This is a genomic window from Pseudomonas sp. E102, from assembly GCF_052660185.1.
This window is the reverse complement of the sequence record NZ_CP084025.1, coordinates 2,192,019-2,218,238: the sequence shown is the minus strand read 5'-3', so window position 1 is coordinate 2,218,238 and position 26,220 is coordinate 2,192,019. Positions and strand designations below refer to the sequence as shown.

22 protein-coding genes are annotated in these 26,220 nt (G+C 62.7%); 11 read left to right on the top strand and 11 right to left on the bottom strand.

All coding sequences use genetic code 11. From position 1 onward, the window contains the following. Nucleotide 1: 1 nt before the first annotated feature. Genes fabF through DOCECA_RS10020 form a run of 3 tightly spaced genes read right to left on the bottom strand, consistent with a single transcriptional unit; the run spans nucleotide 2 to nucleotide 5,465 of the window. Nucleotides 2-1,300, bottom strand: coding sequence for a beta-ketoacyl-ACP synthase II (gene fabF / locus DOCECA_RS10030; RefSeq protein WP_434606059.1), 1,299 nt, complete (start codon nucleotides 1,298-1,300; stop codon nucleotides 2-4). Beyond that, nucleotides 1,297-4,359 carry an efflux RND transporter permease subunit gene (locus DOCECA_RS10025; RefSeq protein ID WP_445571897.1) on the bottom strand — a complete coding sequence of 1,021 codons (3,063 nt, stop codon included), beginning with the start codon at nucleotides 4,357-4,359 and terminating at the stop codon, nucleotides 1,297-1,299. Before DOCECA_RS10025 ends, fabF begins: the two co-directional genes overlap by 4 nt. After that, entirely contained in the window at nucleotides 4,356-5,465 is a 1,110-nt protein-coding gene (locus DOCECA_RS10020) for an efflux RND transporter periplasmic adaptor subunit (protein ID WP_445571896.1), read from the bottom strand. The genes DOCECA_RS10025 and DOCECA_RS10020 overlap by 4 nt, the downstream gene beginning before the upstream one ends. Nucleotides 5,466-5,676: 211 nt before the next feature. On the opposite strand from DOCECA_RS10020, the gene DOCECA_RS10015 reads away from it, so the two are divergent. Continuing rightward, entirely contained in the window at nucleotides 5,677-7,137 is a 1,461-nt protein-coding gene (locus DOCECA_RS10015) for an efflux transporter outer membrane subunit (protein ID WP_445571895.1), read from the top strand. A gap of 53 nt (nucleotides 7,138-7,190) precedes the next feature. Here the strand turns inward: DOCECA_RS10015 and DOCECA_RS10010 are convergent, their stop codons facing one another. Both DOCECA_RS10010 and DOCECA_RS10005 read right to left on the bottom strand, forming a co-directional pair. Next, entirely contained in the window at nucleotides 7,191-7,811 is a 621-nt protein-coding gene (locus DOCECA_RS10010; RefSeq protein WP_420763708.1) for a TetR/AcrR family transcriptional regulator, read from the bottom strand. A gap of 88 nt (nucleotides 7,812-7,899) precedes the next feature. Further along, entirely contained in the window at nucleotides 7,900-8,856 is a 957-nt protein-coding gene (locus tag DOCECA_RS10005; protein ID WP_445571894.1) for a threonine dehydratase, read from the bottom strand. A 103-nt stretch (nucleotides 8,857-8,959) separates the two neighbouring features. Between DOCECA_RS10005 and DOCECA_RS10000 the strand changes: the two genes are divergently transcribed. The 3 genes from DOCECA_RS10000 (at nucleotide 8,960) to DOCECA_RS09990 (ending at nucleotide 11,857) form a co-directional block, all read left to right on the top strand. Further along, a complete protein-coding gene (locus tag DOCECA_RS10000; protein WP_445571893.1) occupies nucleotides 8,960-9,772 on the top strand; it encodes a helix-turn-helix transcriptional regulator in 813 nt (270 codons plus the stop codon). A 168-nt stretch (nucleotides 9,773-9,940) separates the two neighbouring features. Continuing rightward, complete coding sequence (locus tag DOCECA_RS09995) at nucleotides 9,941-10,900, top strand: response regulator (RefSeq protein ID WP_445572159.1); 960 nt, start codon at nucleotides 9,941-9,943, stop codon at nucleotides 10,898-10,900. A gap of 3 nt (nucleotides 10,901-10,903) precedes the next feature. Continuing rightward, the gene (locus DOCECA_RS09990; protein ID WP_434606072.1) at nucleotides 10,904-11,857 is read left to right on the top strand and encodes a diguanylate cyclase; all 954 of its coding nucleotides are present in this window, start codon (nucleotides 10,904-10,906) and stop codon (nucleotides 11,855-11,857) included. A 58-nt stretch (nucleotides 11,858-11,915) separates the two neighbouring features. On the opposite strand, the gene DOCECA_RS09985 is transcribed toward DOCECA_RS09990, so the two are convergent. Further along, on the bottom strand, nucleotides 11,916-12,341 hold the full coding sequence (locus DOCECA_RS09985) for a VOC family protein (RefSeq protein ID WP_445571892.1): 426 nt from the start codon (nucleotides 12,339-12,341) through the stop codon (nucleotides 11,916-11,918). 116 nt (nucleotides 12,342-12,457) lie between these two features. Between DOCECA_RS09985 and DOCECA_RS09980 the strand changes: the two genes are divergently transcribed. Further along, a complete protein-coding gene (locus DOCECA_RS09980; protein ID WP_434647772.1) occupies nucleotides 12,458-13,384 on the top strand; it encodes a LysR substrate-binding domain-containing protein in 927 nt (308 codons plus the stop codon). Nucleotides 13,385-13,396: 12 nt separating this feature from the next. Here DOCECA_RS09980 and DOCECA_RS09975 read toward each other — a convergent pair whose 3' ends face one another. From DOCECA_RS09975 to DOCECA_RS09960, 4 genes are all read right to left on the bottom strand, one after another. Beyond that, nucleotides 13,397-14,245, bottom strand: a complete 849-nt coding sequence (locus tag DOCECA_RS09975; RefSeq protein WP_434606079.1) for an ureidoglycolate lyase — start codon at nucleotides 14,243-14,245, stop codon at nucleotides 13,397-13,399. Nucleotides 14,246-14,270: 25 nt separating this feature from the next. Then, complete coding sequence (locus DOCECA_RS09970) at nucleotides 14,271-15,011, bottom strand: SDR family oxidoreductase (RefSeq protein WP_434559201.1); 741 nt, start codon at nucleotides 15,009-15,011, stop codon at nucleotides 14,271-14,273. After that, nucleotides 15,008-16,390 carry an MFS transporter gene (locus DOCECA_RS09965; RefSeq protein ID WP_445571891.1) on the bottom strand — a complete coding sequence of 461 codons (1,383 nt, stop codon included), beginning with the start codon at nucleotides 16,388-16,390 and terminating at the stop codon, nucleotides 15,008-15,010. Before DOCECA_RS09965 ends, DOCECA_RS09970 begins: the two co-directional genes overlap by 4 nt. A gap of 244 nt (nucleotides 16,391-16,634) precedes the next feature. Continuing rightward, complete coding sequence (locus tag DOCECA_RS09960) at nucleotides 16,635-17,573, bottom strand: LysR family transcriptional regulator (RefSeq protein ID WP_434559205.1); 939 nt, start codon at nucleotides 17,571-17,573, stop codon at nucleotides 16,635-16,637. A gap of 114 nt (nucleotides 17,574-17,687) precedes the next feature. Here DOCECA_RS09960 and DOCECA_RS09955 point away from each other — a divergent pair, with 114 nt between their 5' ends. Both DOCECA_RS09955 and DOCECA_RS09950 read left to right on the top strand, forming a co-directional pair. Then, a complete protein-coding gene (locus DOCECA_RS09955; RefSeq protein ID WP_434647780.1) occupies nucleotides 17,688-18,869 on the top strand; it encodes a fumarylacetoacetate hydrolase family protein in 1,182 nt (393 codons plus the stop codon). Nucleotides 18,870-18,915: 46 nt separating this feature from the next. Further along, the gene (locus DOCECA_RS09950; RefSeq protein ID WP_434559209.1) at nucleotides 18,916-20,700 is read left to right on the top strand and encodes an IlvD/Edd family dehydratase; all 1,785 of its coding nucleotides are present in this window, start codon (nucleotides 18,916-18,918) and stop codon (nucleotides 20,698-20,700) included. Between the two features lie 57 nt (nucleotides 20,701-20,757). On the opposite strand, the gene DOCECA_RS09945 is transcribed toward DOCECA_RS09950, so the two are convergent. Continuing rightward, on the bottom strand, nucleotides 20,758-22,494 hold the full coding sequence (locus DOCECA_RS09945) for an OPT family oligopeptide transporter (RefSeq protein ID WP_445571890.1): 1,737 nt from the start codon (nucleotides 22,492-22,494) through the stop codon (nucleotides 20,758-20,760). A gap of 229 nt (nucleotides 22,495-22,723) precedes the next feature. Here DOCECA_RS09945 and DOCECA_RS09940 point away from each other — a divergent pair, with 229 nt between their 5' ends. From DOCECA_RS09940 to DOCECA_RS09925, 4 genes are all read left to right on the top strand, one after another. Further along, entirely contained in the window at nucleotides 22,724-23,494 is a 771-nt protein-coding gene (locus tag DOCECA_RS09940; RefSeq protein ID WP_434606088.1) for a substrate-binding periplasmic protein, read from the top strand. 1 nt (nucleotide 23,495) lies between these two features. After that, nucleotides 23,496-24,839: a GGDEF domain-containing protein gene (locus DOCECA_RS09935; protein WP_434606090.1), complete on the top strand. Its 1,344-nt coding sequence runs from the start codon at nucleotides 23,496-23,498 to the stop codon at nucleotides 24,837-24,839. Between the two features lie 23 nt (nucleotides 24,840-24,862). After that, nucleotides 24,863-25,597, top strand: coding sequence for a substrate-binding periplasmic protein (locus DOCECA_RS09930; RefSeq protein WP_445571889.1), 735 nt, complete (start codon nucleotides 24,863-24,865; stop codon nucleotides 25,595-25,597). 83 nt (nucleotides 25,598-25,680) lie between these two features. Then, nucleotides 25,681-26,211, top strand: coding sequence for a cupin domain-containing protein (locus tag DOCECA_RS09925; RefSeq protein WP_445571888.1), 531 nt, complete (start codon nucleotides 25,681-25,683; stop codon nucleotides 26,209-26,211). Nucleotides 26,212-26,220: the final 9 nt, after the last annotated feature.

The following is a 26,220-nucleotide window of genomic DNA, read 5'->3' as shown; positions in this document are numbered from 1 at the left end:
GTCAATCGTCCCAACGACGGAATAACACGCTGGCATTGACGCCACCAAAACCGAACCCATTCGACAGTGCATGGGTGATCGGCATTTTCCGGGCCTTCAGGCCAACCAGATCGAGGCCGTTGGCTGCCTCGTCGGGATGCATCAGGTTCAGCGTCGGCGGCACGATCTGATCACGCAGCGCCAAAACCGTGAAGATCGCTTCGATGCCGCCGGCCGCGCCCAACAAGTGGCCAGTGGCTGATTTGGTAGAAGTGATCGCCACGCCTGCGCCCGCGCCGCCGTTCGTGCCAAAAACCGCGCGGATCGCCGCCAGCTCACCGGCATCACCCACCTGGGTGGACGTCGCGTGGGCATTGATGTGCTGCACCTCGCTGGGGTTGAGACCCGCCTGGCGCAACGCTTGCTCCATGGCGCGGCGGGCTCCGTTGCCATCCTCCGGGCCCGCGGTCAGGTGGTAGGCATCGGCGCTGGTGCCATACCCCACCAATTCCGCCAGGGGCTTGGCACCCCGGGCCAGGGCGTGTTCCAGCGACTCGATCACCAGCAACCCGGCGCCTTCGGCCATGACGAAGCCGTCGCGCTCCCGATCGAACGGCCGCGAGGCCTCTTGTGGACGCTCGGCAAATCCCGTGGACAGTGCCCGCGCCGCCGCGAAGCAGCCCAACGTCACGCGGTCGATCGCCGCCTCGGTACCGCCGCAGATGGCAATGTCCGCCTCGCCACTCTTGATCAGCCGGGCGGCATCGCCAATGGCTTGTACGCCGGCAGCACAAGCGGTAACGGGCGCACCTAGCGGCCCTTTGAAACCATGCCGGATGGACACCTGCCCGGCCGCCATGTTGGCCAGGAAAGCCGGCGCTGTGAACGGCGACAGTCGACGTGGACCGCGAGCATCGGTGGTGCGCACCGCATCGGCAATCGTGGCGAAACCACCCACGCCCGAAGAAATGATCGTGGCAGTCCGCTCCTGATGGACGGGATCAACAGGATGCCAGCCCGCCTGCTCCAAGGCTTCGTGAGCCGCCACCAGGGCGAACTCGATGAAGCGGTCCATCTTCTTGCGATCCTTAGGCGCGATGAGGCGCTCCGGGTCGTAACCGGCGATACCGTCCTCTTCCAAGGTCGGCACTTGCCCCCCCACGGCGACGCCGGTCCCGTCGGTGACGTCGGCGGACAGGTTGCGAATGCCGGATTGCCCGGCCAGCAAGCGCTGCCAGACCTCTTCCACCCCGCAGCCCAGCGGGCCGACGATGCCTACGCCAGTGATGACGATGCGTTTTTGACCTTCGCGATTTTTCATGGAGCCCTCTTCGTATCAGGACGGATCTTGAACCAGATGGAATACATCGCCGGCAGGAACACCAGCGTCATGATGGTGCCGACGAACGTGCCGCCGATCAGGGTGTAGGCCAGCGTGCCCCAGAACACCGAATGTGTCAGGGGGATGAATGCCAGGATTGCCGCCAGTGCCGTGAGCAACACCGGCCGTGCACGCTGCACCGTGGCCTCGATCACCGCATGGAACGGATCCAGCCCTTCGTTGGCGTTGTGATGGATTTGCCCGATCAGGATCAGCGTATTGCGCATGAGAATGCCCGACAGGGCGATCAGGCCGACCAATGCATTGATACCAAATGGCTGATTGAAGATCAGCAATGTCGGCACGACGCCGATCAGCCCCAGTGGCGCCGTCAAGAACACCATGATCATCGCCGAGATCGAGCGCACTTGCAGGATGATGATCAGCAACGTCAAGGCGACCATGATCGGCACCAGCGGCACGATGGCCTTGCCGGCCTTGCCCGACTCCTCGATGGCGCCCGCCTGCTCGATCCGGTAGCCGGCGGGCAACCTGTTGATGACCGGTTGCAGTTGCTTGATAATCGCGCTGGAGACGTCCGGTGGCTGCAGGCCTTCGGCAATATCGCCGCGCACCGTCATGGTCGGCGTGCGATCACGACGGCGCAGGATCGGATCTTCCATGCGCACATCCACCTCGCCGACCTGGGACAGCGGAATGCGCTGGCCTGTCGCGCCCACTAGGGTGAAACCTTCGATCCGCGCGGGGTCGAGGCGGATGTCACCGGCGGCGCGGCCGATCACCTGCACCGAACGGATGTCCTCGCGCATTGCCGTGATCGGCACGCCGCTGAGCAGGAATTGCAATTGCTGGGCGACCGCATTGGACGTCAGCCCCACCGCTTGCAAGCGGTCCTGGTCGAGATTGAAATGCAGCGTCGGCACCAAGGGTCCCCAGTCGGTGTTGACGGTCCTCATCATCGGGCTCGCCTGCATGATGCCCTGGACCTGACTGGCGATCTCGCGCAGCTTCGTCGAATCAGGGCCCATCACACGATACGCCACGGGGAACGGTGAATACGGGCCGAACACCAATTGAGTGACCCGCACCCGCGCCTCGGGAGCCAGCCCCTCGGCGATCGCTTCGCGGAGACGGAACTTGAGGGCTTCGCGTGCTTGCTGGCTGTCCGTCAGCACGACAATCTTGGCAAATGACGGATCGGGAAGTTCCGGCGCCATCGCCAGGTAGAAACGCGGCGCGCCTTGGCCGATGTAGGCGGTGACGATCCGGGCCTCTTCCTGTTGTTGCAGCCAGGCCTCGACCCTGGCGGTGGTGGCGCTGGTTTGCTCGATGGAGGTGCCGTACGGCATCTGCACTTCCACCAGCACCTCGGGCCGATCCGAGGTCGGAAAGAACTGTTTTTTCACCAGGCCCATGCCGAGGATCGCCAGCACGAATGTCGCGATCACCGTACCGGCCACCCACCATTTACGAGCGATGACTCGCGTCAGCACTCGGCGGAAACGGTTGTAGTGCCGCGTGTTGTAGATGGCCGCGTGCCCGCCTTCGACCTGCTTGATGTCGGGCAACAATTTCACGCCCAGGTACGGTGTGAATGCCACCGCGACCACCCAGGAAGCAATCAGCGCGATGCCGACGATCCAGAACATGTTGCTGGTGTATTCGCCAGCGGTCGATTGCGCGAAGCCGTTGGGCATGAAGCCGATGGCGGTCACCAGCGTGCCGGACAACATCGGTGCGGCCGTGTGGCTCCAGGCATACGCGCTGGCCTTGATCCGGTCGTAGCCCTCCTCCATTTTCACCACCATCATTTCAATGGCGATGATCGCGTCGTCCACCAACAAACCGAGCGCGAGGATCAGGGAGCCGAGGGTGATTCGGTCGAAATTCTTGCCGGTGGCGGCCATGACCACGAACACCACGGCCAACGTCAACGGCACGGCCGCCGCGACCACGACACCCACGCGCCAGCCCATGCTGAGGAAACAGACAATCATCACCACCAGCAGCGCGACGAAGAACTTGACCATGAACTCGCCGACCGCCGAGTCGATATTGACCGATTGATCGGTAACCTTGGTCAGCGCCATGCCCAGCGGCATGTCTTGGTTGATCTTGCTGATCTGCGTATCCAAGGCCTTGCCCAGGTCCAGGCCATTCCAGCCCTCGCGCATGATCACGCCCAATAACAGCGCCTCTTCGCCACCGTTGCGCACCAGGAACGTGGCGGGGTCTTCATAGCCGCGCTCGACAGTCGCCACGTCCGACAGCTTCAGCGAGCGCCCCTGTACCACGACCGGCGTGTCGCGAATCTTCTGCAGCTTGTCGAAAGCGCCATCCAGGCGCAGGAACACCTGCGGCCCGACGGTTTCGATGGAGCCGGCGGGCGTGAGCATGTTCTGGCTGTTGAGGGCGGTAAAGATATCCTGGGGCGACACACCCAAGGTCGCCAAGCGATCGTGGGAAAAGGACACGAAGATCCGTTCGGCCTGCTCGCCGATGATATTGATCTTCTTCACGCCTGGCACATGCAGCAGTTGTTGGCGCAGCGCTTCGGCATCACGCACCAGCCGTCGTTGCGGCTCGCCTTTGGCTTTCAGGGCGAACAAGGCGAAGGTCACGTCGGAAAATTCATCATTGACCATCGGCCCTATAACCCCGGGCGGCAGTTTGATCGCCTCGTCAGCCAGCTTCTTGCGCGCCTGGTAGAACTCTTCCTGCACTTGCGACGGCGGCGTCCGATCGACCAGCGACACCATCGTGAACGCAAGGCCGGGACGGGTATAGGTTTCCGTGCGGTCGTACCACTTCAATTCTTGCAGGCGTTTTTCCAGCGGTTCGGCGACCTGGTCTTGCATTTCCTGGGCTGTCGCGCCTGGCCAGGCGGTGATGACCGTCAGTTGCTTTACCGTGAAGGGTGGGTCTTCCGCGCGGCCGAGCTGGAAAAAAGCGAGGACACCCGCAACGGCGATCAGCAACAGCAGGAATACCGTGATGGAACGCTCGCGGACGGCGAGCGCGGAGAGGTTGAAGCTCATGGGCGACTCCCCGCAACCTTCACGTCTTGCGGTTGCGCAAGACGCACTGCCTCGCCCTCGTGCAGCAGATGGGCGCCGAGCGCAACGATCTGCTCGCCCATTTTCAGCTCGCCCAAGACCTGCGCGGCGTCGTCGCTCAAGCCGACGACCTTCACCGGACGCCAGGCGACTGTCGCCGGTTCGCCCGTGATGACCCAGACACCACTGCCTTTGCCCGAGTCGAAAATGGCAGCGATCGGAACTTGCAGTGCCTGTTCCGTCCGAGGCCCCGCGGCGACCCGGAGCGTGACCGTGGAACCCAGCGGTGCGCTGGCCAGCGCGCCCTCCAACACGTAACGCGCCTCGAAGGTGCGCGTTACAGGGTCGGCGGAATCCGACAGCAACCTCAGCTTCGCATTGACCGCCTCGCTGGCATTGCCGTACAGCGTCGCCTGGGCGACTGACCCCGACGTCGGCCGCAGGGTTTCAGGCAGTTGCACTACGGCTTCGCGCTGGCCTGCCCGGGCCAGTCGAACCACGATTTGTCCAAGAGCGACAACTTGCCCGGGCTCGGCGAGCGTTTCCATCACAACGCCATCGGCGTCGGCGAGCAGCACGGCATAACCAGAAGCGTTGCGGGCAACGTCAGCCTGGGCCTGGGCCGCGCTGAGTTGCGCCCTTGCGGTATCGGCGGCGGCCTTGATCTGGTCGTAGCCCGAGGCGGAAATAGCGCCGGCAGCGACAAGGTCTCGGTAACGAGCCTCGTCATCGGCGGTCTGCTTCGCCCTCGCCCGAGCGGCGGCGACGGCCTCCTGTTGTGCTCGCGCTTGCAGCCCCAGGTCGACAGGGTCCAGGCGCATCAGTGGCTGGCCGCGCTTGACCGTCTGGCCGGTGTCGACCAGCCGCTCGAGGACCTTGCCCGACACGCGAAAGCCCAGGTCGCTCTGGATCCTGGCCGTGACCACGCCGGTAAACGAACGCGACCGGTCGGGCGAACCCAAAACTTGCGCGACCCTCACTATGGGCGCAAGCGTGCGTGGATCTTTCTCGGTGGATGACTCGCCACACGCCGTCAGGACGAGAGGCAGCAAGCAAGCGGCAAGGGTGACAGGTCGGCGCCGGAGCATAAGGTCCCTTTTCATGAGCGGACAGGATGGAAGGCGCATTCTCATTCGAGTGACCATATCTGTCAATCGTCACGACCCATGCACTATGACCGTCAGCCTTCAAGCCGTGTTGCGCTTAACAATTGTCCGTTAGCCCTGCCTGGAAGCCAATTGACAGCGTGTGACCATCTTATGATATGGTCACAATCCGCATCGACTCGAGGAATTTTCCATGCCACCCTTGCGCCCCCTGGCTTTTTTTCTGAGCACCGGCTTGTTGACAGGTTGCGCGGTCGGCCCGGACTACCATCGTCCCGCAGTCCCACTTTCGAGTCGTTACATAGGCCAGCCTCTGGTCGAACAGCGGTCCTCGAGCGTTCGGGCCGACTCGATTGTCTGGTGGGAAGCGTTTGGTGATCCAAACCTCACGGTGTTTGTCACCAAGGCCCTTGAACAAAACCTGGACTTGGCGCAGGCATCGGCGCGCGTGATGCAGGCACGGGCCGGACTGGGCGCAGCGAACGCCGCTTTGCTGCCCTCGGGAAATATCAGTGGCCAGGCCGCGCGCGCCTACCAGTCGGTGGAGACCCCGCTCGGCCAGGTGCTCGATTCAACGCCTGGCTATGATCGATACGGAAGTTCCTACGAACTCAACCTCGGCGCCAGTTGGGAGATAGATGCCTTCGGCGGCCTGCGGCGTGGACGCGAAGCAGCGCTGGCGGACTACCAGGCGTCCGAGGCCGGTGCGGTCGCCACGCGCTTGGCGGTCACCGCGCAGGTCGCCGACACCTACATCACCGTTCGTGGACTGCAGGCCCGGCTGGACATTGCAAACCGACAGGTCAGGACGCAGCAAGACCTGCTGGAAAAAGTCCAATTGCTGTACAACAAAGGCCTCGCCGCCAGCTATCAGGTTCGCCAGACCGAGGGGCAACTGGCACAAGTCCAGGCAACGTTACCGGTCCTGCAGACCGGCCTGGATGCCGCGATGAACGCCTTGGATGTCATGCTCGGCACTCCGCCCGGCACCCATCGGCCGCTATTGGCCGAGCGCCGCGACATTCCCCTCGCCCCACAAATAACCACAACCGGAACGCCGGCGGACCTGCTGCGTCGCCGGCCAGACCTGATCGTCGCCGAGCGTCACCTTGCGGCCTCCAATGCGCGCATCGGCGAGGCCGTCGCCGAGTACTATCCAAAGTTCTCCCTCAGCGCCTTGCTCGGCAGCGCCACGGCGGTGTCCGGCGGTAACTTGTTCAGTGGCGGCGCCAGCCAATCGGCGGGCGTGCTGGGGCTGCGCTGGAGGCTCTTCGATTTTGGCCGCATCAACGCCCGGATCGACGAGGCCAAGGGCGAGGAAGCCGAAGCGTTGGCTGCGTATCGCCAGTCCGTGCTGCGCGCCACTGAAGACGTTGAAAACGCCTTTAGCGCGCTGGTCAATCGCGAAACCCAGGCGACCACCCTCACCCAAGGCGAAACGTCTTTGAACCAGGCCCGTCAATCGACCTTCGTCGCCTACCAGAAAGGCACCGCCAGCCTGATCGACGTGTTCAACGCCGACGAGACGTTGCTGCAGGCATCCGATGCCCGAGCCCAGGCTCGAACGGAATCAGCACGGGCAGCGGTCGCGGCATTCCGTTCGCTTGGCGGTGGTTGGCAAGCTCCCGAGGAAGGAGCTGTGGCGACAAGGTGAACATTTTTAGAAATGGTCACTAAATAGCGGCAAGAGTGGCCATCAGCCAAAGCTCAGGGCATCAGGCTACGCAGGATGAGATTGGTCGTGAGCGTGGGGGCTTCCTCGACGAAGTCGAGGTTGTATTGCAGCAGCAAGGGGTTGACGAACGGCCGCAAGGCCAGGTGGATGGCCTCCACCGTTTCGTCCAGAGGCGTGCGTCGTTCAAACTCGCCGAGCTCACGCCCTTGGCGGATGATCTCCAGCACGAAGCTCTTGATCCGTTCGTTATACGCCTGGGAACTGGGCCAGCGCTCCGAAGCCGAGAAAGCCGCGATATCGTAGAGCTTGCGGTCGTTGAAAAACAAGTTCACGCCCGTGACCACTAACGTTTTGACCAGCCTGCGCAAGCGCTCCGTTGCCGTCAGCCCGTCTACATTGATCGCCTCTTCCACCGCCTCGACGATCGTCGACAGGCAGTTGGCGCAGATGGCTTCGCCGATCGCCTGCTTGGAATCGAAGAACTTGTAGATGTACGCCTTGGAGAAGCCAATAGCCTTGGCCAGGTCGGAAACCGTGGTCTTGCCAAAGCCGTACTGGCTGAAATGTTCATGGGCGGCCGCGATGATCTGGTCACGAATGTCGTGATCGGCGGGTCCACGGGCGCTGGGTGGTGCAATGGATGGCTGGTTCATCGGGGCAGCTTACGCATCCCGACGACCGTTGACAACTTATGACCAAACCTGGATTTAGTCACAATCCCATCGCCCTGTCGTCTCTTGACTACCCGGTTACGCGGGCATACACCGATCGATCGATATTACCGCCGGACAAAATCACCCCGACCTTCTTCCCTTCCATCTTCCCGCGCTCCTGGATAAGCGCCGCCAACGCCGCCGCGCCGGCACCTTCGGCCAGGTTGTGGGTGTCGGTGTAATAGACGCGCATGGCCTCGGCAATTTCCTGGTCGCTGACTGCTACGATGCGCGCCGCGCCAGCGCCGTAGATGGCGAAGGCCTGCGCAATCGGCTTGCGCACGGCGAGGCCGTCGGCAAAGGTATCGGCCGAGGCGGTTTCGCGGATTTCACCCGCTTCAAATGACAGTTTCGCCGCCGTCGCCTCGGTGGACACCACGCCCACGACCTGGGTTTGCAAGCCCAGGGCATCACGGGCAGCGATGACCGCGCAGATCCCGGAGCCGCAGCCAATGGGCACGTAGACGGTGTCCAGGTCAGGCACGGCCTTGAACAGCTCGAGCGCGTAGGTAGCGACGCCTCTGACCAGCTCGGTATGAAACGGCGGTACGAGATAGAGTCCCTGGGTCTGCGCCAGGCGTGCCGCTTCTTCACGGGCCTCATCGAAATCGCGACCGTATTCGATCACTTCGCCACCGAAGCCGCGCATGGCGTCGTTCTTCTCGACCGAGTTTCCCTCCGGCACCACGATCAATGCCCGCAGCCCCGCCGCGCTGGCCGCCAGCGCCTGGCTCTGGCCATGGTTGCCACGGGTCGCGGTGACAATGCCTTTCGTTCGCGGATGCTCACGCTTGAGCCAATCCATGAATGTGATGCCGCCGCGGACCTTGAACGCGCCCGTGGGGGTATGATTTTCGTGCTTGACCCACACCGTGCAACCGAGGCGTTGCGCCAGCAAGGGCCAGGCGTACTGGGCCGTGGCGGGCATGACCTGGTAGACCTGGCGAGCCGCTTGTTCGATATCGTCGAGAGTCAGTGCGTACATGATGGGTCTCCTTGGGTTTCGGCCAGTCTAGCCAGGGACGCCGAAGCCGGGCTTTCAAAAAACTGACCTGACTTTTGTCCCCTCGCTTCACTACTATGGGTAGATGAGCCATCGAAACCGCCCACAGCCACCGCGCCCGACTGAATCGACCCGTCGCGTCGAGGCCGGCCCGTGGCTCATCGAACTGCTCCCCGGTAGCGCCTATTCGGCTCGATACATTGCAACCCAGCCGGTCATCGGCTTTGCCTTCGACAGCCAGCGAGGCCTGCATGCCATTGGCAGCGACCGGGTGCAGCCGTTCTACGCCAAGCCCAACGGCCTGGCGTTCGTCCCAGCCCAGTGCGACGTGTATTCGGAGTCACCCGTTGGCGGCGAATACCTGCGTCTGGTGCGCACTGACGGCGCCGTGCTGCCTGGAGATCATGCGTTCAACAATCGCGTCGACCCACGCGCCAGCGCCCTCGCGCAACGCATGCGCAAGGCGTTGCTGCACGCTTCGGTCGAAGATGATTGGCAAGCCTGGGCCGTGGCGCTGGCCGAGCGCGTGACGCCGGGCGAACATTCTTGCGCAACGCTCCAGGGCTCCATGACCGACAGCCGGATGCGCCTGCTCGACGAGTTCATCGATGCCGGCCTCGATCAACCGCTGGGCGTCTCGGCAATGGCGCAGTTGCTGGGATTGTCCGAAGGTTATTTCATGCGCGCCTTCAAGTTCGCGACGGGCAAAAGCCCCCACGCTTACCTGATCGACCGCCGCCTCGCCAAAGCCCGGGCGTTGATACGCGACTCATCGGCGACGTTGGCACAAATCGCCCACGCCTGCGGTTTCAGCTCCCAGGCGCACATGACAACAACGTTCAAGCAGCGCCTAGGGGTGAGCCCGGCGCAGTTGCGCCAGATGACGAGTGGCGTTTGACGCCCTTGACTTAATGGTCCAGTTTTTAAAAGAAGCCAAGACAGCATCCCGTTCATTGATCAGAGGGCCACTGCCGCCTATGAATGAGGCACGAAGGAACTCCCCCGCTATTCGTCGTTGGACACCCCAGTGCCGTTGATCCCTCTGGTTGTGTGCGATGACTCCACCATGGCGCGCAAGCAAGTGTTGCGTGCGCTGCCGCAAGACTGGCCGGTTTCAGTCACCGAGGCGGTCAATGGCCGCCAGGCCATGGATGCCATACGTCAGGGCCTCGGCCATGTGGTGCTGCTCGACCTGACCATGCCGGAAATGGATGGATACCAGGTCCTGAGCGCGTTGCGCGCCGAAGGCCTCCAGGCGCAGGTCATCGTGATTTCCGGTGACATCCAGGATGAGGCCGTGCGCCGCGTCCTTGAGCTGGGCGCGTTGGCCTTCCTGAAAAAACCGTTCGATGAAAACGAACTGCGCCAGACCCTCAATCGCGTGGGGCTGTTGAGCCAGCCCGCTCAGGCGCCGCCGCAGAACCGAGCGACACCGAACACGGCCATCAGCTTCCAGGACGCGTTCCGCGAAACGGTCAACGTTGCCATCGGCCAGGCAGCCGCCCTGATTGCCAAGGTGCTGGGGGTTTTCGTGCAACTGCCGGTGCCGAACGTCAACGTGCTCGAAGTCGGCGAATTGCACATGGCCTTGAACGACGTCGGCGGTTCCCAGCAACTCACGGCCATCTGCCAGGGGTTTATCGGCAGCGGGATTGCCGGCGAAGCCCTGCTGATCTTCCATGATTCGGAAATCGCCGATATCGCCCAGTTGATGCAGCGCGAAAGCGCCGACTATTCAGACCTGGAGATGCTGGTGGACCTTTCGAGCATCCTGATCGGTGCGTGCCTGAGCAGCATCGCCGAGCAGATCGATGTGGTGTTCTCCCAAGGTCATCCGCAGGTCCTCGGCCAGCATGCGGCCATCGAGGAATTGATCCGGGCAAACCGCGTCCATTGGAAAAAAACCCTCGCGGTGGAGATCAGCTACGGCCTTGAAGGCCAAGATATCCGCTTCGACCTGTTACTGCTGTTCACGGAGGATTCCATCGAGCGGCTGACCCACAAACTCGCCTACCTGATGAGCTGAGCCATGACCGACTCCATCGATCTGAACGAATTCCACTGGTTGCTGGCCATCGTTCAGAGCATCGACGTCGGCGTGGTGGTGCTCGACCGTGAGTACCGCGTTCAGGTCTGGAACACCTTCATGGAGAACCGCTCCGGCGTCCAACCCAAGGACGCCCAGAACCGGAATTTCTTCAGCCTGTTCCCGGAAATCGACCGCCAATGGTTCAGCCGCAAGGTGGAAAGCGTCGCGACCCTGGGCACCCCCGCCTTCACGGTCTGGGAGCAGCGCCCGTACCTGATGCGCTTCAAGAGCTACCAACCGATCACCGGCCAGGAAGAGTTCATGTACCAGAACACCACCTTGCTGCCGCTGCGCTCGCCTGACAACCGAATCAACCACATCTGCCTGGTGATCTATGACGTCACCGACGTCGCGACCAATCGCCATCAGATCCAGGCCGCCAATGCACAACTGCAGTTGCTCTCCAGCACCGATCGCCTGACCGGCCTCTATAATCGCGGTCATTGGGAAGGCACCCTGAAAGCCGCCTACGCCCGCCATCAGCGCTATGGCAACGCCCTGAGCCTGGTGATGCTGGACATCGATCATTTCAAGCAGGTCAACGACACCTACGGCCACCAGGCCGGCGACAAGGTGATCGAACAGGTTGCCGCGCTATTGCACGAGCACGTACGCGAGTCCGACGTGGCCGGGCGCTACGGGGGCGAAGAGTTCGGCGTGGTGCTGTCGGACACCGACCAGGCCGGCGCACGGATTTTCGCAGAGCGCCTGCGCAAGGCTGTCGAACAATTGTTGGTGCAGTACAACGGCCAGGAGATTCGGTTCACCATCAGCCTGGGCGTGGCCGACCTGAGCACGCCGGCGAACGACCATGCCGAGCTGATCGCCCGGGCCGACCAGGCGTTGTATACATCGAAGAAGACAGGGCGCAATCGCGTGACGGTGCATGGCTAAGGACGGCACCGAACCCTATCGCGAGCAGGCTCGCTCCCACAGGGTCATGTGCATGCCGTTATTTGGCGAACAACTGACTCATGTCCTTGAACGCCTTGAACTCCAGCGCATTGCCGCAAGGGTCGAACAGGAACATCGTCGCCTGTTCGCCCACCTGCCCCTTGAAACGCACGTAGGGCTCGATCACAAATTGAGTGCCGAAGGATTTCAGTCGCTCGGCCAGCGCTTCCCATTCAGCCCACCCCAATACCACACCAAAATGAGGCACCGGCACATCGTGCCCATCCACGGCGTTGCTGTGCACGCTTTCCTGGGACGCGGTCTTGGGGTGCTCGTGGATCACCAACTGGTGACCGTAGAAATTGAAATCGACCCACTGTTCACTGGAGCGGCCCTCCTCCAACCCAAACACTTGGCTGTAAAAAGTACGGGCTGCCGCAAGGTCATAGGCCGGAATTGCTAAATGGAAAGGCGAGACGCTCATCGGGACTCCAAAGATTCAATCATGGGATACGCAACCGCGCGTTTGCCCATCGTAGGCGCGGGAACCGAACAATAAAATCAATATAAATTTCTTAGAAAGACCATTAATCTTTATCAATGATCAAAGAACTCAAGACCCTCATTGCCGTCGCGCGCGAAGGCACCTTCGCCGCAGCCGGGCACAAGATCGGCCTCACCCAGGCGGCGGTCAGTGCGCAGATCCAGCGCCTGGAAGCCGAGCTGGGCTTCGAGCTATTCGACCGCAAGGGGCGCACGGCCCACCTCAACAAGCGGGGCCACCAGGTTCTCCTGCAAGCCCAGGAACTGCTTCGCCTTTACGAGAGTCTCGGCTCCGCCACCCCCGGGCTTCCCGCCAGCGTGCTGGTGAACATCGGCGCGATCGCCTCGGTCCAGCGCTCGTACCTGCCGGACGCTCTCGCCAGGTTTCACCAGCAATGCCCGCAGTGCCGCACACGCATCGTGCCGGGCCTGTCGGTGGAATTGATCAATCTGGTGGACGCCGGTGAAATCGACATGGCCGTGATGATCCGCCCGCCGTTCTCGCTGCAAAGCGATCTGCGCTGGACCACCCTGGCATTGGAGCCTTATCGGCTGATCATTCCCCGTGCAATGCCCGGCGAGGATTGGGCGGCGCTGCTGTCCAGCCAACCCTTCATCCGTTATGACCGGTCCTCGTTCGGCGGCAGGCAAGTCGATCGTTTCCTGCGGCAGATGCATTTCACCCTGCGGGAAGTGTGCGAACTGGATGAACTGGACGCGATCATCAAACTGGTGGAAAAAGGCGTCGGTGTCGCCCTGGTGCCGCAGACGTCAGCCCATCAGCCGTGGCCCAAAGGCGTGCGGGCCCTAGACCTGGGGCCACACACGTTTCATCGGGACATCGGCCTGATCCATCGGTCGCGACAGAGCCTGGCCGACCCCGTTGCGATTCTTGCGGAGCTGGTCATCGAGCAGGCAGGCACGCCCGCAAGCGCGTCAGGTGTCGCAGACCCGAATAGGATTGGCGGCACTACTTACCCTTGAACGCTTCCCGGATCAATCCGCCTGCACGGTCACCTGACGCTGCTCACCCAATCCTGCAATCCCGAGGCGCATGGTCTGGCCCGGCCGCAGGAACACCGGGTTGGGCTTGATGCCCAGCCCGACACCCGGCGGCGTGCCGGTCGAAATGACGTCACCCGGTTGCAGGCTCATGCACCGGCTGAGGTAGGCGATCAGTTGCGGCACGCTGAAGATCAGCGTCCGGGTGTTGCCGTTCTGATAGCGATGCCCGTCGACTTCCAACCACAGGTCCAGCGTATGCGGGTCTGGGATCTCATCCTTGGTCACCAGCCACGGCCCGAGCGGGCCGAAGGTGTCGAAGCCTTTGCCTTTGTCCCAGGTGCCGCCACGTTCGAGCTGCCATTCGCGCTCCGACACGTCGTTGATGACGCAATATCCGGCGACGTGCTCCAGGGCATTCGCTTCGTCGATGTAGCGCCCGCCTTTGCCGATGACCACGCCCAGCTCGACTTCCCAGTCGGTCTTGAGCGAGCCGCGGGGGATCTGGATATCGTCATTCGGCCCGCAAATGGCACTGGTCCATTTGTTGAAGATGATCGGCTCTTTTGGCACCTCCATGTTAGATTCGGCGGCATGATCGGCGTAGTTCAAACCGATGCAGATGAACTTGCCGACCTGCCCGACGCACGGGCCGATCCGAGGCTGGCCGGTCACCACCGGCAAGCTGTGCGGGTCGATGGCCGCGAGTCTGGCCAGGCCTTCCGGCTCCAGGACGTTGCCGGCGATGTCCGGCACATGGCCCGACAGGTCGCGGACCTGATGGTCGTCATCCAGCAGCCCGGGCTTTTCCGAACCTTTTTCGCCGTATCGCAACAGTTTCATGAAGTGCTCCTGTTCAAGTGAAAACTCAAAGGCTCATGCCGCCATCGATCACGTGCACCGCTCCCGTGGTGTAGGCGGACGCGTCACTGCCCAGGTACAGCGCCAGTTGCGCGATTTCCTGAGTGTTGCCAATGCGCCCCATGGGCTGACGGTCAAGAAACTGCCGGTAGACCTGTTGCACATCGACACCCTGCTGCGCGGCCTGGTCGGCAATGCGCTGGCGCAGCGATGGTGAATCCACGGTGCCGGGGCAGATCGCGTTGCAGCGGATCCCCTGGCTGACGAAGTCGATGGCGACAGATTTGGTCAGCCCCACCACCGCTGCCTTGCTGGCAGCGTAGGCGAAACGATTGGGCACGCCTTTGACACTGGACGCCACCGACGACATGTTGATGATCGACCCGCCACCCCGCGCCAGCATGCCTGGCAGGAACGCACGGATCATCCGGTACATGGCCGTGACGTTGAGGTCCATCGAACGCACCCAGGCCGCTTCGTCGCAGTCCAGGATGTTGCCGCTGTGCACGTAACCGGCGCAGTTGAAGAGCACGTCCAGGCCGCCGATCCAGTCGCGGACAGCCTCGATGGCGCTGGCCGAGGTGACATCCAGGGTGACCGCCGTCACCCCTTCGATGCCCGCCAATGCGCGCGTATCGATGTCACTGGCAAACACCTCGGCCCCGGCCTGGGCGAAGGCCACCGCGCTGGCGAGGCCGATACCCTGCCCGGCCGCCGACACCAGCACCCGTTTGTTCTGCAGGCTCATGCGGTCTCCAGTTGCGTTGCCGGGACTGCGCTTTTTGGTGCCCTGGCGAGCATCGAGGCCGGAATGGCCAGGATCAGCCCGCCACTGACCAACAGGCACAGGGCCAGGACATAGGTACCATTGTTGATATTGCCGGTAAGCGTCTCGGCCACCGCGGTGATCATCGATCCGGTGAAGCCGGACAGGTTGCCGATGGCGTTGATCATGCCGATCCCGGCAGCGGCAGCGACGCCCGACAACACGGTGCCCGGCAGGGTCCAGAAGATCGGCATCAGGCTGAGGATCCCCGAAGCGGAGACGCTGAGGAACAGCACCGACAGCACCAGGTTATCGGCGAAGAACGCACTGAGGATCAGCCCGGCGCCACCGATGAAGGCTGGAATCGCCGCGTGAAGGCGCCGCTCACCGGTGCGGTTGGAGTGCCGGGCGTTGAGCAGCATCGCCACGACGGCCACCGAATAAGGGATGGCGGTGAGCAAACCGATGTGCAGGCTGTTGGTGATGCCGGTGCTCTTGATGATCGAAGGCATCCAGAATGCCAGGCCATAGAAGCCGGTGTTGAAGGTCAGCAAAATCAACACCAGCAACCACACCCGAGGGTTGAAAAACACCTCGCTCAAGCGCGACGCCTTGCCCTGGTTGTCGGTTTGCAGGTTGGCCTTGAGCATGGCTTTTTCTGCTGCCGACAGCCACTTGGCCTTGTCGATGTTGTCGGCCAGGCAGACGATTACCACGAAAGCCATGATGATCGAAGGAATGCCCTCGATGATCAGCATCCATTGCCAGCCCGACAGGCCCTGCACGCCCTGCATGCTATTCATCAGCCAGCCGGACAAAATCCCGCCGAGGGTCAGGCTGACCGGCAAGGCCAACAGGAACCCGGACATCACCCGGCTCTGCCGGTGGGTCGGAAACCAGTAATTGAGGTAAAGGATCACGCCCGGGAAAAAGCCCGCTTCACAGATACCCAGCAGGAAACGCAGCACATAGAACATAGTGCTCGATTCGATATGGAAGAACGCCGCCAGCGGCACAGTGTAGGCCACCGCCATGGAGATCACCGCCCAGCTGAGCATGATCCGGGCGATCCAGAACCGCGCGCCAAAGCGATGCAGCAACAGGTTGCTGGGGACTTCGAACAGGAAATAGCCCCAGAAAAACATACTGGCGCCCAAGGCATAGACCGTGTTGCTGAATTGCAGCTCGTTGAGCATGTCGAGCTTGGCGAAACCGACGTTCACCCGGTCGAGATAGGCCGCCATGTAGCACAACAGCAGGACAGGCAGGATTCGCCAGATGACCTTGCGGTAGGTCCGGTCCTCGAAATCGAGTCCGCCGGCGGAAGCCTGGGCGGGCGAATGCTCGGAGATGGTTTGCATGAGGTAACCCCTGATTGTTTTTATTGGGTCACGTCGAATGAGCGAGTCATCCGGCGATTGAACGAGGACTCTACTGTCGGGAAACGATTCTTTCCCAATGGCATTTTTGGATTAGTTGATAACCCAGTGTTATCAGAAATCGTAGGGGGCTACTGCGTAGCCCAGCGGGAGCAAGCTCCCTCGCCACGGGTTCAGCGCAAGCAGGCTCTGTGGTAGCGAGCTTGCTCGCGATGGGGCGGCACGTTCAACCACTCAAGCGGGCGTTGTCCTTGAGGATCTCGGCGAACTCCAGGGCCGCGCCCACCAGCGGCTCGTCCTTGCGGGTGAGGATGCCGTAGTCTTGGGGCACCAGGTGCAGCGGCGTATCGAGGGTCTTGAGCTGGCCGCTTTCGAGCAACGGGTCGACCATCGCGTTGGGCAACATGCCGATCATGGGCCCACGTTGCAGGACCTGGAGGAAGGTCTGCATTGAAATCGTGTCGATGGTGTTGCGCGGCATCCCCACACCAGCTTCGGCAAAGGCCAGTTCCATGCGGGCGCGAATCGGCGTGCCGACCGGATAGAGAATCCACGGCAGGTCCACCAGTTGCTGCAAGGATGTCGGCCCAGCGTTGGCCAGCGGATGGCGATCGTTGACCACGATGCAGAACGGTTCGGGGGCAAGGGGCTGGAAGTCGTAGCGCTGCTGCTGGCTTTGATCGGTGAAACGCGCCACGGCTAGGTCGAGCTTCTTTTCTTCGAGCATCTTCATCAGATGATTACTGGTTTGCTCCACCACTTCGATGGACAGCAAGGGCCAGCGCTGCTTGATCTGCAGGATTGCCTCGGGCAACGCCACCGCCGTCGCGGCAAAAATACCGCCGACCTTCAAGTAACCGTGGCCACCTTCTCGCAGGCTGCTGATCTGTTCGACGAACGAACGGGCGTCATTCAGGGCTATTTGCGCGTAGCGCAGCACGTGCTCGCCCAAGGCGGTGGGCGGCATGCTGCGCGGTCGACGCTCGAACAGGGCGAAGCCGAGCAGGCTCTCGATTTCCTTTAGCATTTTGCTCACGGCCGGCTGGCTGAGGTTCATCTGCTCGGCCGCCAAATGCATGTTGCAGGTGCGTCCCAGCGTGTCGATCAACAGCAGATGACGAAATTTGAGCCAGCCGCAAAAGCTGGAAAAGGACAGATCGGACATGGGCATTCCTCGGCGGCGCAATAACCAGGCGTTATCGGATACTGAATATATCTCATTGGAGTTCATCGACAACGGGCCCTAGCGTGAAGGCTTTACGAACCAGGAAGCCTGTCCATGTCGCTATTGCTTACTCCCGAGAACACCCTGCCGGTCGATGGCGTGGCCGGCACGTTGATTGGTCGCGCCTGGGTCCCGGGGCGGATCGCCGGGCCTTCGCCCATCGTGCTGCGCAGCGACGGGGTGTTCGACCTCTCGGATCGATTCGCGACCCTTAGCGACCTACTGGAAACACCCTCGCCCCTGGCGACGGTAAGAGAGACGCCTGGCACCTTCATCGCCACCCTCGAAGCACTCTTGGCCAACACCGGCCCCCACGCCGACCCGGCCAAGCCGTTCCTGTTGCCGCCGCTGGACTTACAAGTGATCAAGGCGGCCGGCGTGACGTTCGCGGCGAGCATGATCGAGCGGGTCATCGAGGAACAGGCCGGCGGCGACGCGGCCCGCGCCGAAGCCGTGCGCGCCACGGTCCACGGCGTGATCGGCGACAACCTGCGCTCGATCGTGCCGGGTTCCGAGCAAGCGATGCGCCTCAAGGCGTACCTCATCGAACAAGGTATGTGGTCGCAGTATTTGGAAGTGGGCATCGGCCCGGACGCGGAAATTTTCACGAAGGCGCCGGTGCTGGCCGCCGTGGGCAGTGGCAGCCAGATCGGCATTCATCCCGCCTCACAATGGAACAACCCGGAGCCGGAAGTAGTGCTGGCGGTGGACAGCCGTGGCCGGATCCACGGCGCGACCCTGGGCAACGACGTCAACCTGCGGGACATCGAAGGCCGCAGTGCGCTGTTGTTGAGCAAGGCCAAGGACAACAACGCCTCGTGCGCCATCGGGCCGTTCATTCGCCTGTTCGACGAGCAGTTCAGCCTGGACGATGTGCGCGCCTGCGAAGTCGATCTGCACGTTCAAGGCGAAGACGGTTACCGGCTGCACGGTTGCAGCTCCATGAGCCAGATCAGCCGCGATCCGCAGGACCTGGCAGGCCAGACACTCAACGCCAACCATCAATACCCCGATGGCTTCCTGCTGTTTCTCGGTACGCTGTTCGCCCCCACCGAGGACCGTGATCATGCCGGCAGCGGTTTCACCCACAAACTCGGCGACCGCGTCAGTATCAGCAGCCCGCTACTGGGCAGCCTGCATAATCAGGTGACCCATAGCTGCGACGCGGCACCGTGGACCTTCGGCGTCGGCGCCCTGTTGCGTAACCTCGCCGCGCGGGGGCTGCTCGACCGCTGAGCCCGACAGATCGTCGATTCACCCAATTACAAGAGAGAAATGAATCATGAGTGACACGCCAAAACGCCGCCTGCGCAGCGAGCAATGGTTCAACGACCCGGCCCACGCGGACATGACCGCGCTGTATGTCGAACGCTACATGAACTACGGGATGACCCGGGAAGAGTTGCAATCGGGCCGGCCGATCATTGGCATCGCCCAGACCGGCAGCGACCTGACGCCCTGCAACCGCCATCACTTGGAACTGGCGCAACGGGTCAAGGCCGGGATCCGCGACGCCGGTGGCATTCCGATGGAATTCCCGGTGCACCCCATCGCCGAACAGTCGCGTCGCCCAACGGCGGCCCTGGACCGAAACCTGGCGTATCTGGGCCTGGTGGAAATCCTCCACGGCTATCCCCTGGACGGCGTTGTGCTCACCACGGGTTGCGACAAGACCACCCCCGCCTGCCTGATGGCGGCAGCCACCACCGACCTGCCGTCCATCGTGCTGTCCGGCGGGCCGATGCTCGACGGTCGTCACAAGGGCGAGCTGATCGGCTCCGGCACAGTGCTGTGGCACGCTCGCAACCTGATGGCCGCTGGCGAGATCAACTACGAAGGTTTCATGGAAATGACCACGGCGGCCTCGCCCTCCGTGGGCCACTGCAACACCATGGGCACCGCCCTGTCGATGAACGCGCTGGCCGAAGCCCTGGGCATGTCGTTACCCGGTTGCGCAAGCATTCCGGCGCCGTACCGCGAGCGCGGGCAGATGGCCTACGCCACTGGCAAGCGCATCTGTGAACTGGTGCGCCAGGACGTGCGCCCTTCCCAGATCATGACGCGTGAAGCCTTCGAAAACGCCATCGCCGTCGCCTCGGCACTCGGCGCATCGAGCAACTGCCCGCCGCACCTGATCGCCATCGCCCGGCACATGGGCGTCGAGTTGAGCCTGGACGACTGGCAAAAAATCGGCGAGGACGTGCCGCTGTTGGTCAACTGCATGCCCGCTGGCAAATACCTGGGCGAAGGCTTCCACCGCGCGGGCGGCGTGCCGGCCGTCATGCACGAATTGCAAAAGGCCGGCCGCTTGCATGAGAACTGCGCCACGGTCAGCGGCAAGACCATCGGCGAGATCGTCAGCGGCAGCCTGACCTGCGACGCCGACGTCATCCACCCCTTCGACACCCCACTCAAGCACCGCGCCGGTTTCATCGTGCTCAGCGGCAACTTTTTCGACAGCGCGATCATGAAGATGTCGGTGGTGGGCGAAGCGTTCCGCAAGACTTACCTGTCCGAACCCGGCGCCGAGAACAGCTTCGAAGCGCGGGCCATCGTATTTGAGGGGCCGGAGGACTACCACGCACGCATCGACGACCCGGCGCTGGACATCGACGAGCGCTGCATCCTGGTCATCCGCGGCGCTGGCACCGTGGGCTATCCCGGCAGCGCCGAGGTGGTGAACATGGCTCCGCCCGCCGCGCTGATCAAGCGCGGCATTGACTCCCTGCCGTGCCTGGGCGATGGTCGCCAGAGCGGCACCTCGGCGAGCCCGTCGATCCTCAACATGTCCCCGGAAGCGGCCGTTGGCGGCGGCCTGGCGCTGCTACAGACCAATGACCGGCTGAAAGTCGACCTGAACACCCGCACCGTGAACCTGCTGGTGGACGACGCCGAGATGGAGCGGCGCCGCCGCGCCTGGACGCCAAACTTCCCGCCGTCGCAAACGCCTTGGCAGGAACTGTACCGGCAACTGGTCGGGCAGCTTTCCACGGGCGGTTGCCTGGAGCCGGCCACGTTGCACCTGAGGGTGATCGCCCGCAGTGGTGAGCCGCGACATTCACACTGACTCGGCGCCACCCACCGCTTCCAGTGGCGAGCGAGCTTGCTTCCTCGCCACGGGGGCTCACAGATTACCGAGCATCTCCCACAACGAAGCCCCCACCCCGGTAATGCTCTCCCCGGCAATCAACCCCGCCGCCGCCGTGATGGCGAAGCGTTCGGTGAGGCTCGGCCAGCGGCAGCTCACCAGCCAGGTCAGCACGGCGCCAAGGGCCATCATCAGCGACACCGAGGCCGGCAGGACAAACGCCAGGCCCAGGGCAGCCGTGCTGGGCAGGTAGCGGGCGCGATGGGCCGGCAGCAGGCTGTCGAGGATGCCCAGCAGCAAACCGACGGCGCCGCCGATGAAGATCGCCCAGCGGATGCTCACCGACAACGAGTCCAGGCCATGGGTCAGGGTTTGCGCCACGGCCTTCCAGGTGGCGACGGCCGGGGCCGGCCATTCTTCGGTGAGCAGCATGGTTTGCGGGTCGGGGATCAACGCCAGGTAAGCGAGCACGCCGACGATGCTGCCGATGAAAATCCCCAGCGTCTGGGCCAGCAGTTGCTTGCGCGGCGTCGCGCCGATCGCCCGGCCGACCTTGAAATCATTCATCAGGTCCGTGCATTGCCCCGCCGAACCGCCGGCGGTGTTGGCGCTCATCAAGTTGATCGGCACCTGCCCCGGTGCAACGATGCCGAAGCTCAGCTGGGACAGTTGCCCAATGGCGCCAATGGGCGGAATTCCGGTGGCGCCGACTACCCGGGCTGCCACCGCCGCCAGGCAAATGGCCAAGGGAATGGTCAGCAGCGCCATCCAGGGATTGATGCCGAACAACATGGCTTGCAGGCTGACCACCAAGACGATTGCCAGCAAAAACCCAACGGCGGGCCCGGCCTTGGGCACCGCCCAGGACGCCGCGCCACTGGCCTTGGTTGAGCGGTGCAGCGACCACAAGCGGATCGCCAGGGAAGCCAGGGTCGCGCAAACCATCAGGCTCACGCCCGGCCACAGCAGCCATTCCACTAGCACGGCGAATTGCGGGCCGCTGCTGCCGGGCGGCAAGTGCACGAGGCCATTTTCCAACAGCCACGGCGCCAACCCACCCCACGCCAACAGCGCGCCGAGCAACAGGGTCAGGCCGACACGGATGCCGATGATGCCGCCAAATCCCACCAGCAATAGCGACGGATCCGCGGTAAATGTCAGCCGCTCCAGTTGGGCGCTCGGCGACCAGCGCGGGATGGCCCAGGCGAAGGTATCGACCCACTTGGCGAACCCGGACAGCGCGGCTGCGCCGAGCAGCACCTTGAGGCGCGTCGCGGCTTCGTGGCCGTGATTGTAGATATGCAACAAGGTCTCCAGGGTCGCCATGCCCTCGGGAAACCTCAGCGCCTTGTCGTTGAGCAACGAGGGGCGCAGGTACCAGGCGATCCAGATACCCAGGAAGCTCACCGAAAATACCCACGCGACCATCGGCAACGCGTCGAGTTGCTGGCCGGTCAGCAAGGTGTACGCCGGGATCGGCGCCACCAGCCCGCCGGAAATGATCGATGCCGCGGCCGACGCCACGGTCTGGTTGATGTTGCTCTCGTGGAGCGTCCAGGGCAGCCGGCCGGACGATCGCTTGGCCAGGCCCTGCCAGATGCCGTAGCCCACCAGCAAGGCGATGATCGACATGTTGAATGACCAGCCGATCTTCAATCCCGCATAGACATTGGAGGGCGTCAGCAAAATACCCAGCACGATCCCGGTGATTACCGCGCGTGGGCTGAACTCGCGCTCTACGGGGCGCACGTGGGAGGTCGAGGTTGGATCCATGCGAATTCCTTATCGGCAGAAAACAGCGCGTTCACCCGGGGCGACGACCTAACAAGTGAGCGTTGTATTGACGGAAGGTTCACCGGCGCGTCCTGGCGTCCGCGTGATAGAGCGGTCGCCCGGAAGATGGGTAGCTGCGCTCAAGCAACACCCTCACCCAGCCGATAACCTGGATGACGAAGGCCCTCAGGCCTCGCCAGGCTCTGCTGGCTGCATAGGGTGATGATCAATGGCTTCGCTGCTTAACCGCTTACTGATGTGTGGCGCCCTGATGCTCCTGGTTGCAGGTGGATCGGCGTTGGCCATCGCGGCTGAGCCGCCACTGCGCATCGTCACCGAGGAGTTGCCGCCCTACAACATGACGCAGGACGGCCGGGTGACCGGCATGAGCACCGAAGTGGTCGAGGCTGTGCTCAAGGAGATCGGCGTCGAAGCGTCGATCCAGCCCATGCCTTGGGCGCGGGCCTATGAACTGGCGCTCAATGAAAGCAATGTGTTGATCTATTCCATCGTGCGCACCCCGGCGCGCGAATCGCTGTTCCAGTGGATCGGCGCCATCGCCCCGACCCAGTGGTATATCTATTCACTGGCCGAGCGGCCGGTGAAACTCGACTCCCTGGCCGATGCCCATGGGCACCAGATCGCTACCGTCAATCAGGATGTGGGCGAGCAGTTTCTCGTCTCGAAGGGCTTCCGCATCGGCGAAGAACTTCAGTCCAGCACCAAATATGAACACAATTACCGCAAGCTCAAGGTCGACCACGTGGAGCTGTGGATTTCCAACGAGCTCAACGCGCTGTACCTGACCCGTCAGAACGGCGAAGACCCGGACAAAGTATTGATCAAGTCGCTGGCGCTGCCCGAACTGAGCAGTGCCGACGGCCTGAGTATGGCGTTCAGCCGCAACACGCCGCCGCAGACCGTCGAAAAATTCCGCGCAGGCCTGCAAGCCATACGTCGCAACGGCGTCTACGATGCCATCGCGCGCAAGTGGTTATGAGATGGACAGCCATCTCACACCCCCACCCTCTCAACGGGCACAGGCCAAGACCCTCAGCTCCCTGGGCCGGCGCCTGGTCCTGGCGACCCTGCTGTTCTGCCTGTTTTTCACAGTGGCGATGGTCACCTGGCGCACCTGGCTGGCCTGGGAAAGCAACCTGACGGACATGAATGCCGAGCTGGGGCTGATCGACCAGGTTTTCCGCGACACCTTGGCTCATGCGATCTGGGAGATGGACCGCGACTCCCTGGACAAACAGCTTGCCAGCGTCGCCAAGGCCGCGCCGGTCGGACGCGTGGCGCTGAATGTCCTGCGGCCCGGCCGGTCGCCGGAAATCATCGAGCTCAATCGCTACACCACCGGTAACGAAGGGGTAGCACCGGTATTGCACCGCGAGCTCATCGCGCAGCCTTATCTCGGCGCCCACGAAAAAGTCGGCGAGCTCATCATCGAAGGCGATAACCAACTGCTGTGGCAGCGCCTGTGGGGCGAAGCGCGCAGCATCGTCATCACCCAGATCATCCAATCCATGCTGCTGGCGGGCCTGGTCATGACCATGTTCAACCGCCTGGTGACGGTCCACGTGGTGCATATCGCCCGGCACCTGGGCGAGCTCGAGCCACAAACACTCAAGCACCACCTCAAGCTGCAGCGTTCGGTGGATCGCCAGGACGAGTTGAGCTTGCTCGAATCCCAGGTCAATGAACTCCAGGACAATCTCCACGCCCACCTTGAGCGCCAGCGTTCGGACGAGCTGGCGATCGCCGCCAGCCGCGATCAACTGGTCGAGCTGGTCGAGGCGCGCACCGCTGAGCTCAAGGCCGCCAACCAGGCCCTCGAAGCCTTGTCCCGTCACGACGCCTTGACGGGCCTGGCCAACCGTCGCCATTTCGACGAGCTGAAGGAAGTCGAGTTTCGCCGCGCCATGCGCCACAAGACGCCGCTTGCGGTGCTGATGTGCGACGTCGATTTCTTCAAGATCTACAACGATACCTATGGCCATATGAACGGCGACCAATGCCTGCAACAGATCGCTGAAACCCTGCGCGAGGTCTTCGGCCGCTCTGGCGAGCTGACCGCACGGGTCGGTGGCGAGGAATTTGTCGTCCTGCTGCCCAATATCGACGCAGGGCAGGCCTGGGAGGCGGCCCAACGCTTGCGTGGCGCCCTGGCCGAACGCCAACTGCCCCACAGCGGCTCATCGATCTCCCCATTCGTCACCCTGAGCATCGGCGTCGCCGAGCTGGACCCCGAGGCCATGGATCATTTCGACCAATTGATGCAACGCGCCGACCAGGCGCTGTACCGGGCCAAGCACCAGGGCCGCAACCGCGTGTCCCTCTAATCATCGCCAAAACCGAGGTCTGTATGCGCCACTCATTGATGCTCTGTTCATGGGTATTCCTGGCCTTGAACAGCCTTCAAAGCCAGGCCGAAACCATCGAGGTCGTGACCGAGGACTCGTTGTATGCCTATCTGCGCGACGAGAAATTGGTCGGCCCCGGTATCCATATCGCCTCCGATACCTTGAAGCAGGCCGACCTCGACGATTTCCACATGGCCCTCTACCCCTGGGCGCGGGCCTATGAAATGGCGCTGCGCGAGCCCAACGTGCTGATCTTCCCGCTGGATCGCACCCCGGCCCGTGAACAGCTGTTCAAGTGGGTCGGTGAAATCCATCGTTCCACCAGCCGGCTCTACAAGCTGCGCGACACGGCCTCCATCGCCATTGGCACCCTGGAAGAGGCCAAGCAGTACAGCATCGGCGTGGTACGAAATGACGCCAAGCAGGTTTATCTGCAAGGTCGTGGCTTCAGCCGACTGGTCGTTTCAGCGAATAACCACGATAACTTCCAGAAACTGTTGAACCGTCAGGTCCAGCTGGTGCCGATGCCGGAGAACACCGCGCGCCTGATGAGCCAGGATGCCCGGATTGACTTCAATCTGCTGGAGGAGGTCTACGCGCTGGATGAGCAGCCCCATCGGGTTTACCTGGCGTTCAGCCTGAGCACACCCGACGAGACGGTCGCCAAGGCACAACGCGCTTTCGAACAGCTCAAGGCTTCGGGTGAAGTGGAGCGGATCATGAAGGAAAAGCGCTGACGGGCGGCACCGGTCAGCGACGTTGAACTCTCCCCTCGAACGCATCGTCTAGCCCATAAAGGCACAGATGTGAAGGTTCTTCGATGAGCACGTTCAACGCACTCCCGGATTCAATCCAGCCCTTGTTGCTGGAACGCAACGATTGGGTACCCAACAACCCACGCCTGCCGGTGATCATTTACCGTGATGCGGTCGCGACCCATACCGACGATCTGGCCGCCCGCCTGGAGCAGACTTTCCGCGCCAACGGCTGGCCACCGCAATGGCGTTACGGGATCTACGACTTTCACCACTATCACACTGAAGGCCACGAAGTGCTCGGTGTTGCCAGCGGCAAGGCTCGCTTGATGATCGGAGGCCCCAACGGCCAAGTCATCGACGTCAAGGCCGGTGATGCGCTGCTTCTCCCCGCCGGCACCGGGCATTGCAACCTGGACTCCAGCGAGGACTTCCTGGTGGTCGGCGCGTATCCACCCGGCCAGCAGGCCGACATCTGCCGCGAAGCGCCGAGCGAGGCGCAACTGGCAAACATCGAAGGGTTGCCGTTTCCGGATCGGGATCCGGTGCAGGGTGCCAACGGCGGCGTCAGCCGGTTTTGGACGGACCAACGCTGACATCTGGCC

Bases quoted from the DNA above. Each gene is read 5' to 3' on its own strand.
- DOCECA_RS09965 (WP_445571891.1), bottom strand. From the start codon at position 16,390: ATGCAAACCATCTCCGAGCATTCGCCCGCCCAGGCTTCCGCCGGCGGA.
- DOCECA_RS09975 (WP_434606079.1), bottom strand. From the start codon at position 14,245: ATGAAACTGTTGCGATACGGCGAAAAAGGTTCGGAAAAGCCCGGGCTG.
- DOCECA_RS09960 (WP_434559205.1), bottom strand. From the start codon at position 17,573: ATGTCCGATCTGTCCTTTTCCAGCTTTTGCGGCTGGCTCAAATTTCGT.
- DOCECA_RS10015 (WP_445571895.1), top strand. From the start codon at position 5,677: ATGCCACCCTTGCGCCCCCTGGCTTTTTTTCTGAGCACCGGCTTGTTG.
- DOCECA_RS09930 (WP_445571889.1), top strand. From the start codon at position 24,863: ATGCGCCACTCATTGATGCTCTGTTCATGGGTATTCCTGGCCTTGAAC.
- DOCECA_RS09970 (WP_434559201.1), bottom strand. From the start codon at position 15,011: ATGAGCCTGCAGAACAAACGGGTGCTGGTGTCGGCGGCCGGGCAGGGT.
- DOCECA_RS09925 (WP_445571888.1), top strand. From the start codon at position 25,681: ATGAGCACGTTCAACGCACTCCCGGATTCAATCCAGCCCTTGTTGCTG.
- DOCECA_RS10005 (WP_445571894.1), bottom strand. From the start codon at position 8,856: ATGTACGCACTGACTCTCGACGATATCGAACAAGCGGCTCGCCAGGTC.
- DOCECA_RS09940 (WP_434606088.1), top strand. From the start codon at position 22,724: ATGGCTTCGCTGCTTAACCGCTTACTGATGTGTGGCGCCCTGATGCTC.
- DOCECA_RS09985 (WP_445571892.1), bottom strand. From the start codon at position 12,341: ATGAGCGTCTCGCCTTTCCATTTAGCAATTCCGGCCTATGACCTTGCG.
- DOCECA_RS09990 (WP_434606072.1), top strand. From the start codon at position 10,904: ATGACCGACTCCATCGATCTGAACGAATTCCACTGGTTGCTGGCCATC.
- DOCECA_RS09955 (WP_434647780.1), top strand. From the start codon at position 17,688: ATGTCGCTATTGCTTACTCCCGAGAACACCCTGCCGGTCGATGGCGTG.
- DOCECA_RS10010 (WP_420763708.1), bottom strand. From the start codon at position 7,811: ATGAACCAGCCATCCATTGCACCACCCAGCGCCCGTGGACCCGCCGAT.
- DOCECA_RS10025 (WP_445571897.1), bottom strand. From the start codon at position 4,359: ATGAGCTTCAACCTCTCCGCGCTCGCCGTCCGCGAGCGTTCCATCACG.
- DOCECA_RS09950 (WP_434559209.1), top strand. From the start codon at position 18,916: ATGAGTGACACGCCAAAACGCCGCCTGCGCAGCGAGCAATGGTTCAAC.
- fabF (WP_434606059.1), bottom strand. From the start codon at position 1,300: ATGAAAAATCGCGAAGGTCAAAAACGCATCGTCATCACTGGCGTAGGC.
- DOCECA_RS09935 (WP_434606090.1), top strand. From the start codon at position 23,496: ATGGACAGCCATCTCACACCCCCACCCTCTCAACGGGCACAGGCCAAG.
- DOCECA_RS10020 (WP_445571896.1), bottom strand. From the start codon at position 5,465: ATGCTCCGGCGCCGACCTGTCACCCTTGCCGCTTGCTTGCTGCCTCTC.
- DOCECA_RS10000 (WP_445571893.1), top strand. From the start codon at position 8,960: ATGAGCCATCGAAACCGCCCACAGCCACCGCGCCCGACTGAATCGACC.
- DOCECA_RS09980 (WP_434647772.1), top strand. From the start codon at position 12,458: ATGATCAAAGAACTCAAGACCCTCATTGCCGTCGCGCGCGAAGGCACC.
- DOCECA_RS09945 (WP_445571890.1), bottom strand. From the start codon at position 22,494: ATGGATCCAACCTCGACCTCCCACGTGCGCCCCGTAGAGCGCGAGTTC.
- DOCECA_RS09995 (WP_445572159.1), top strand. From the start codon at position 9,941: ATGGCGCGCAAGCAAGTGTTGCGTGCGCTGCCGCAAGACTGGCCGGTT.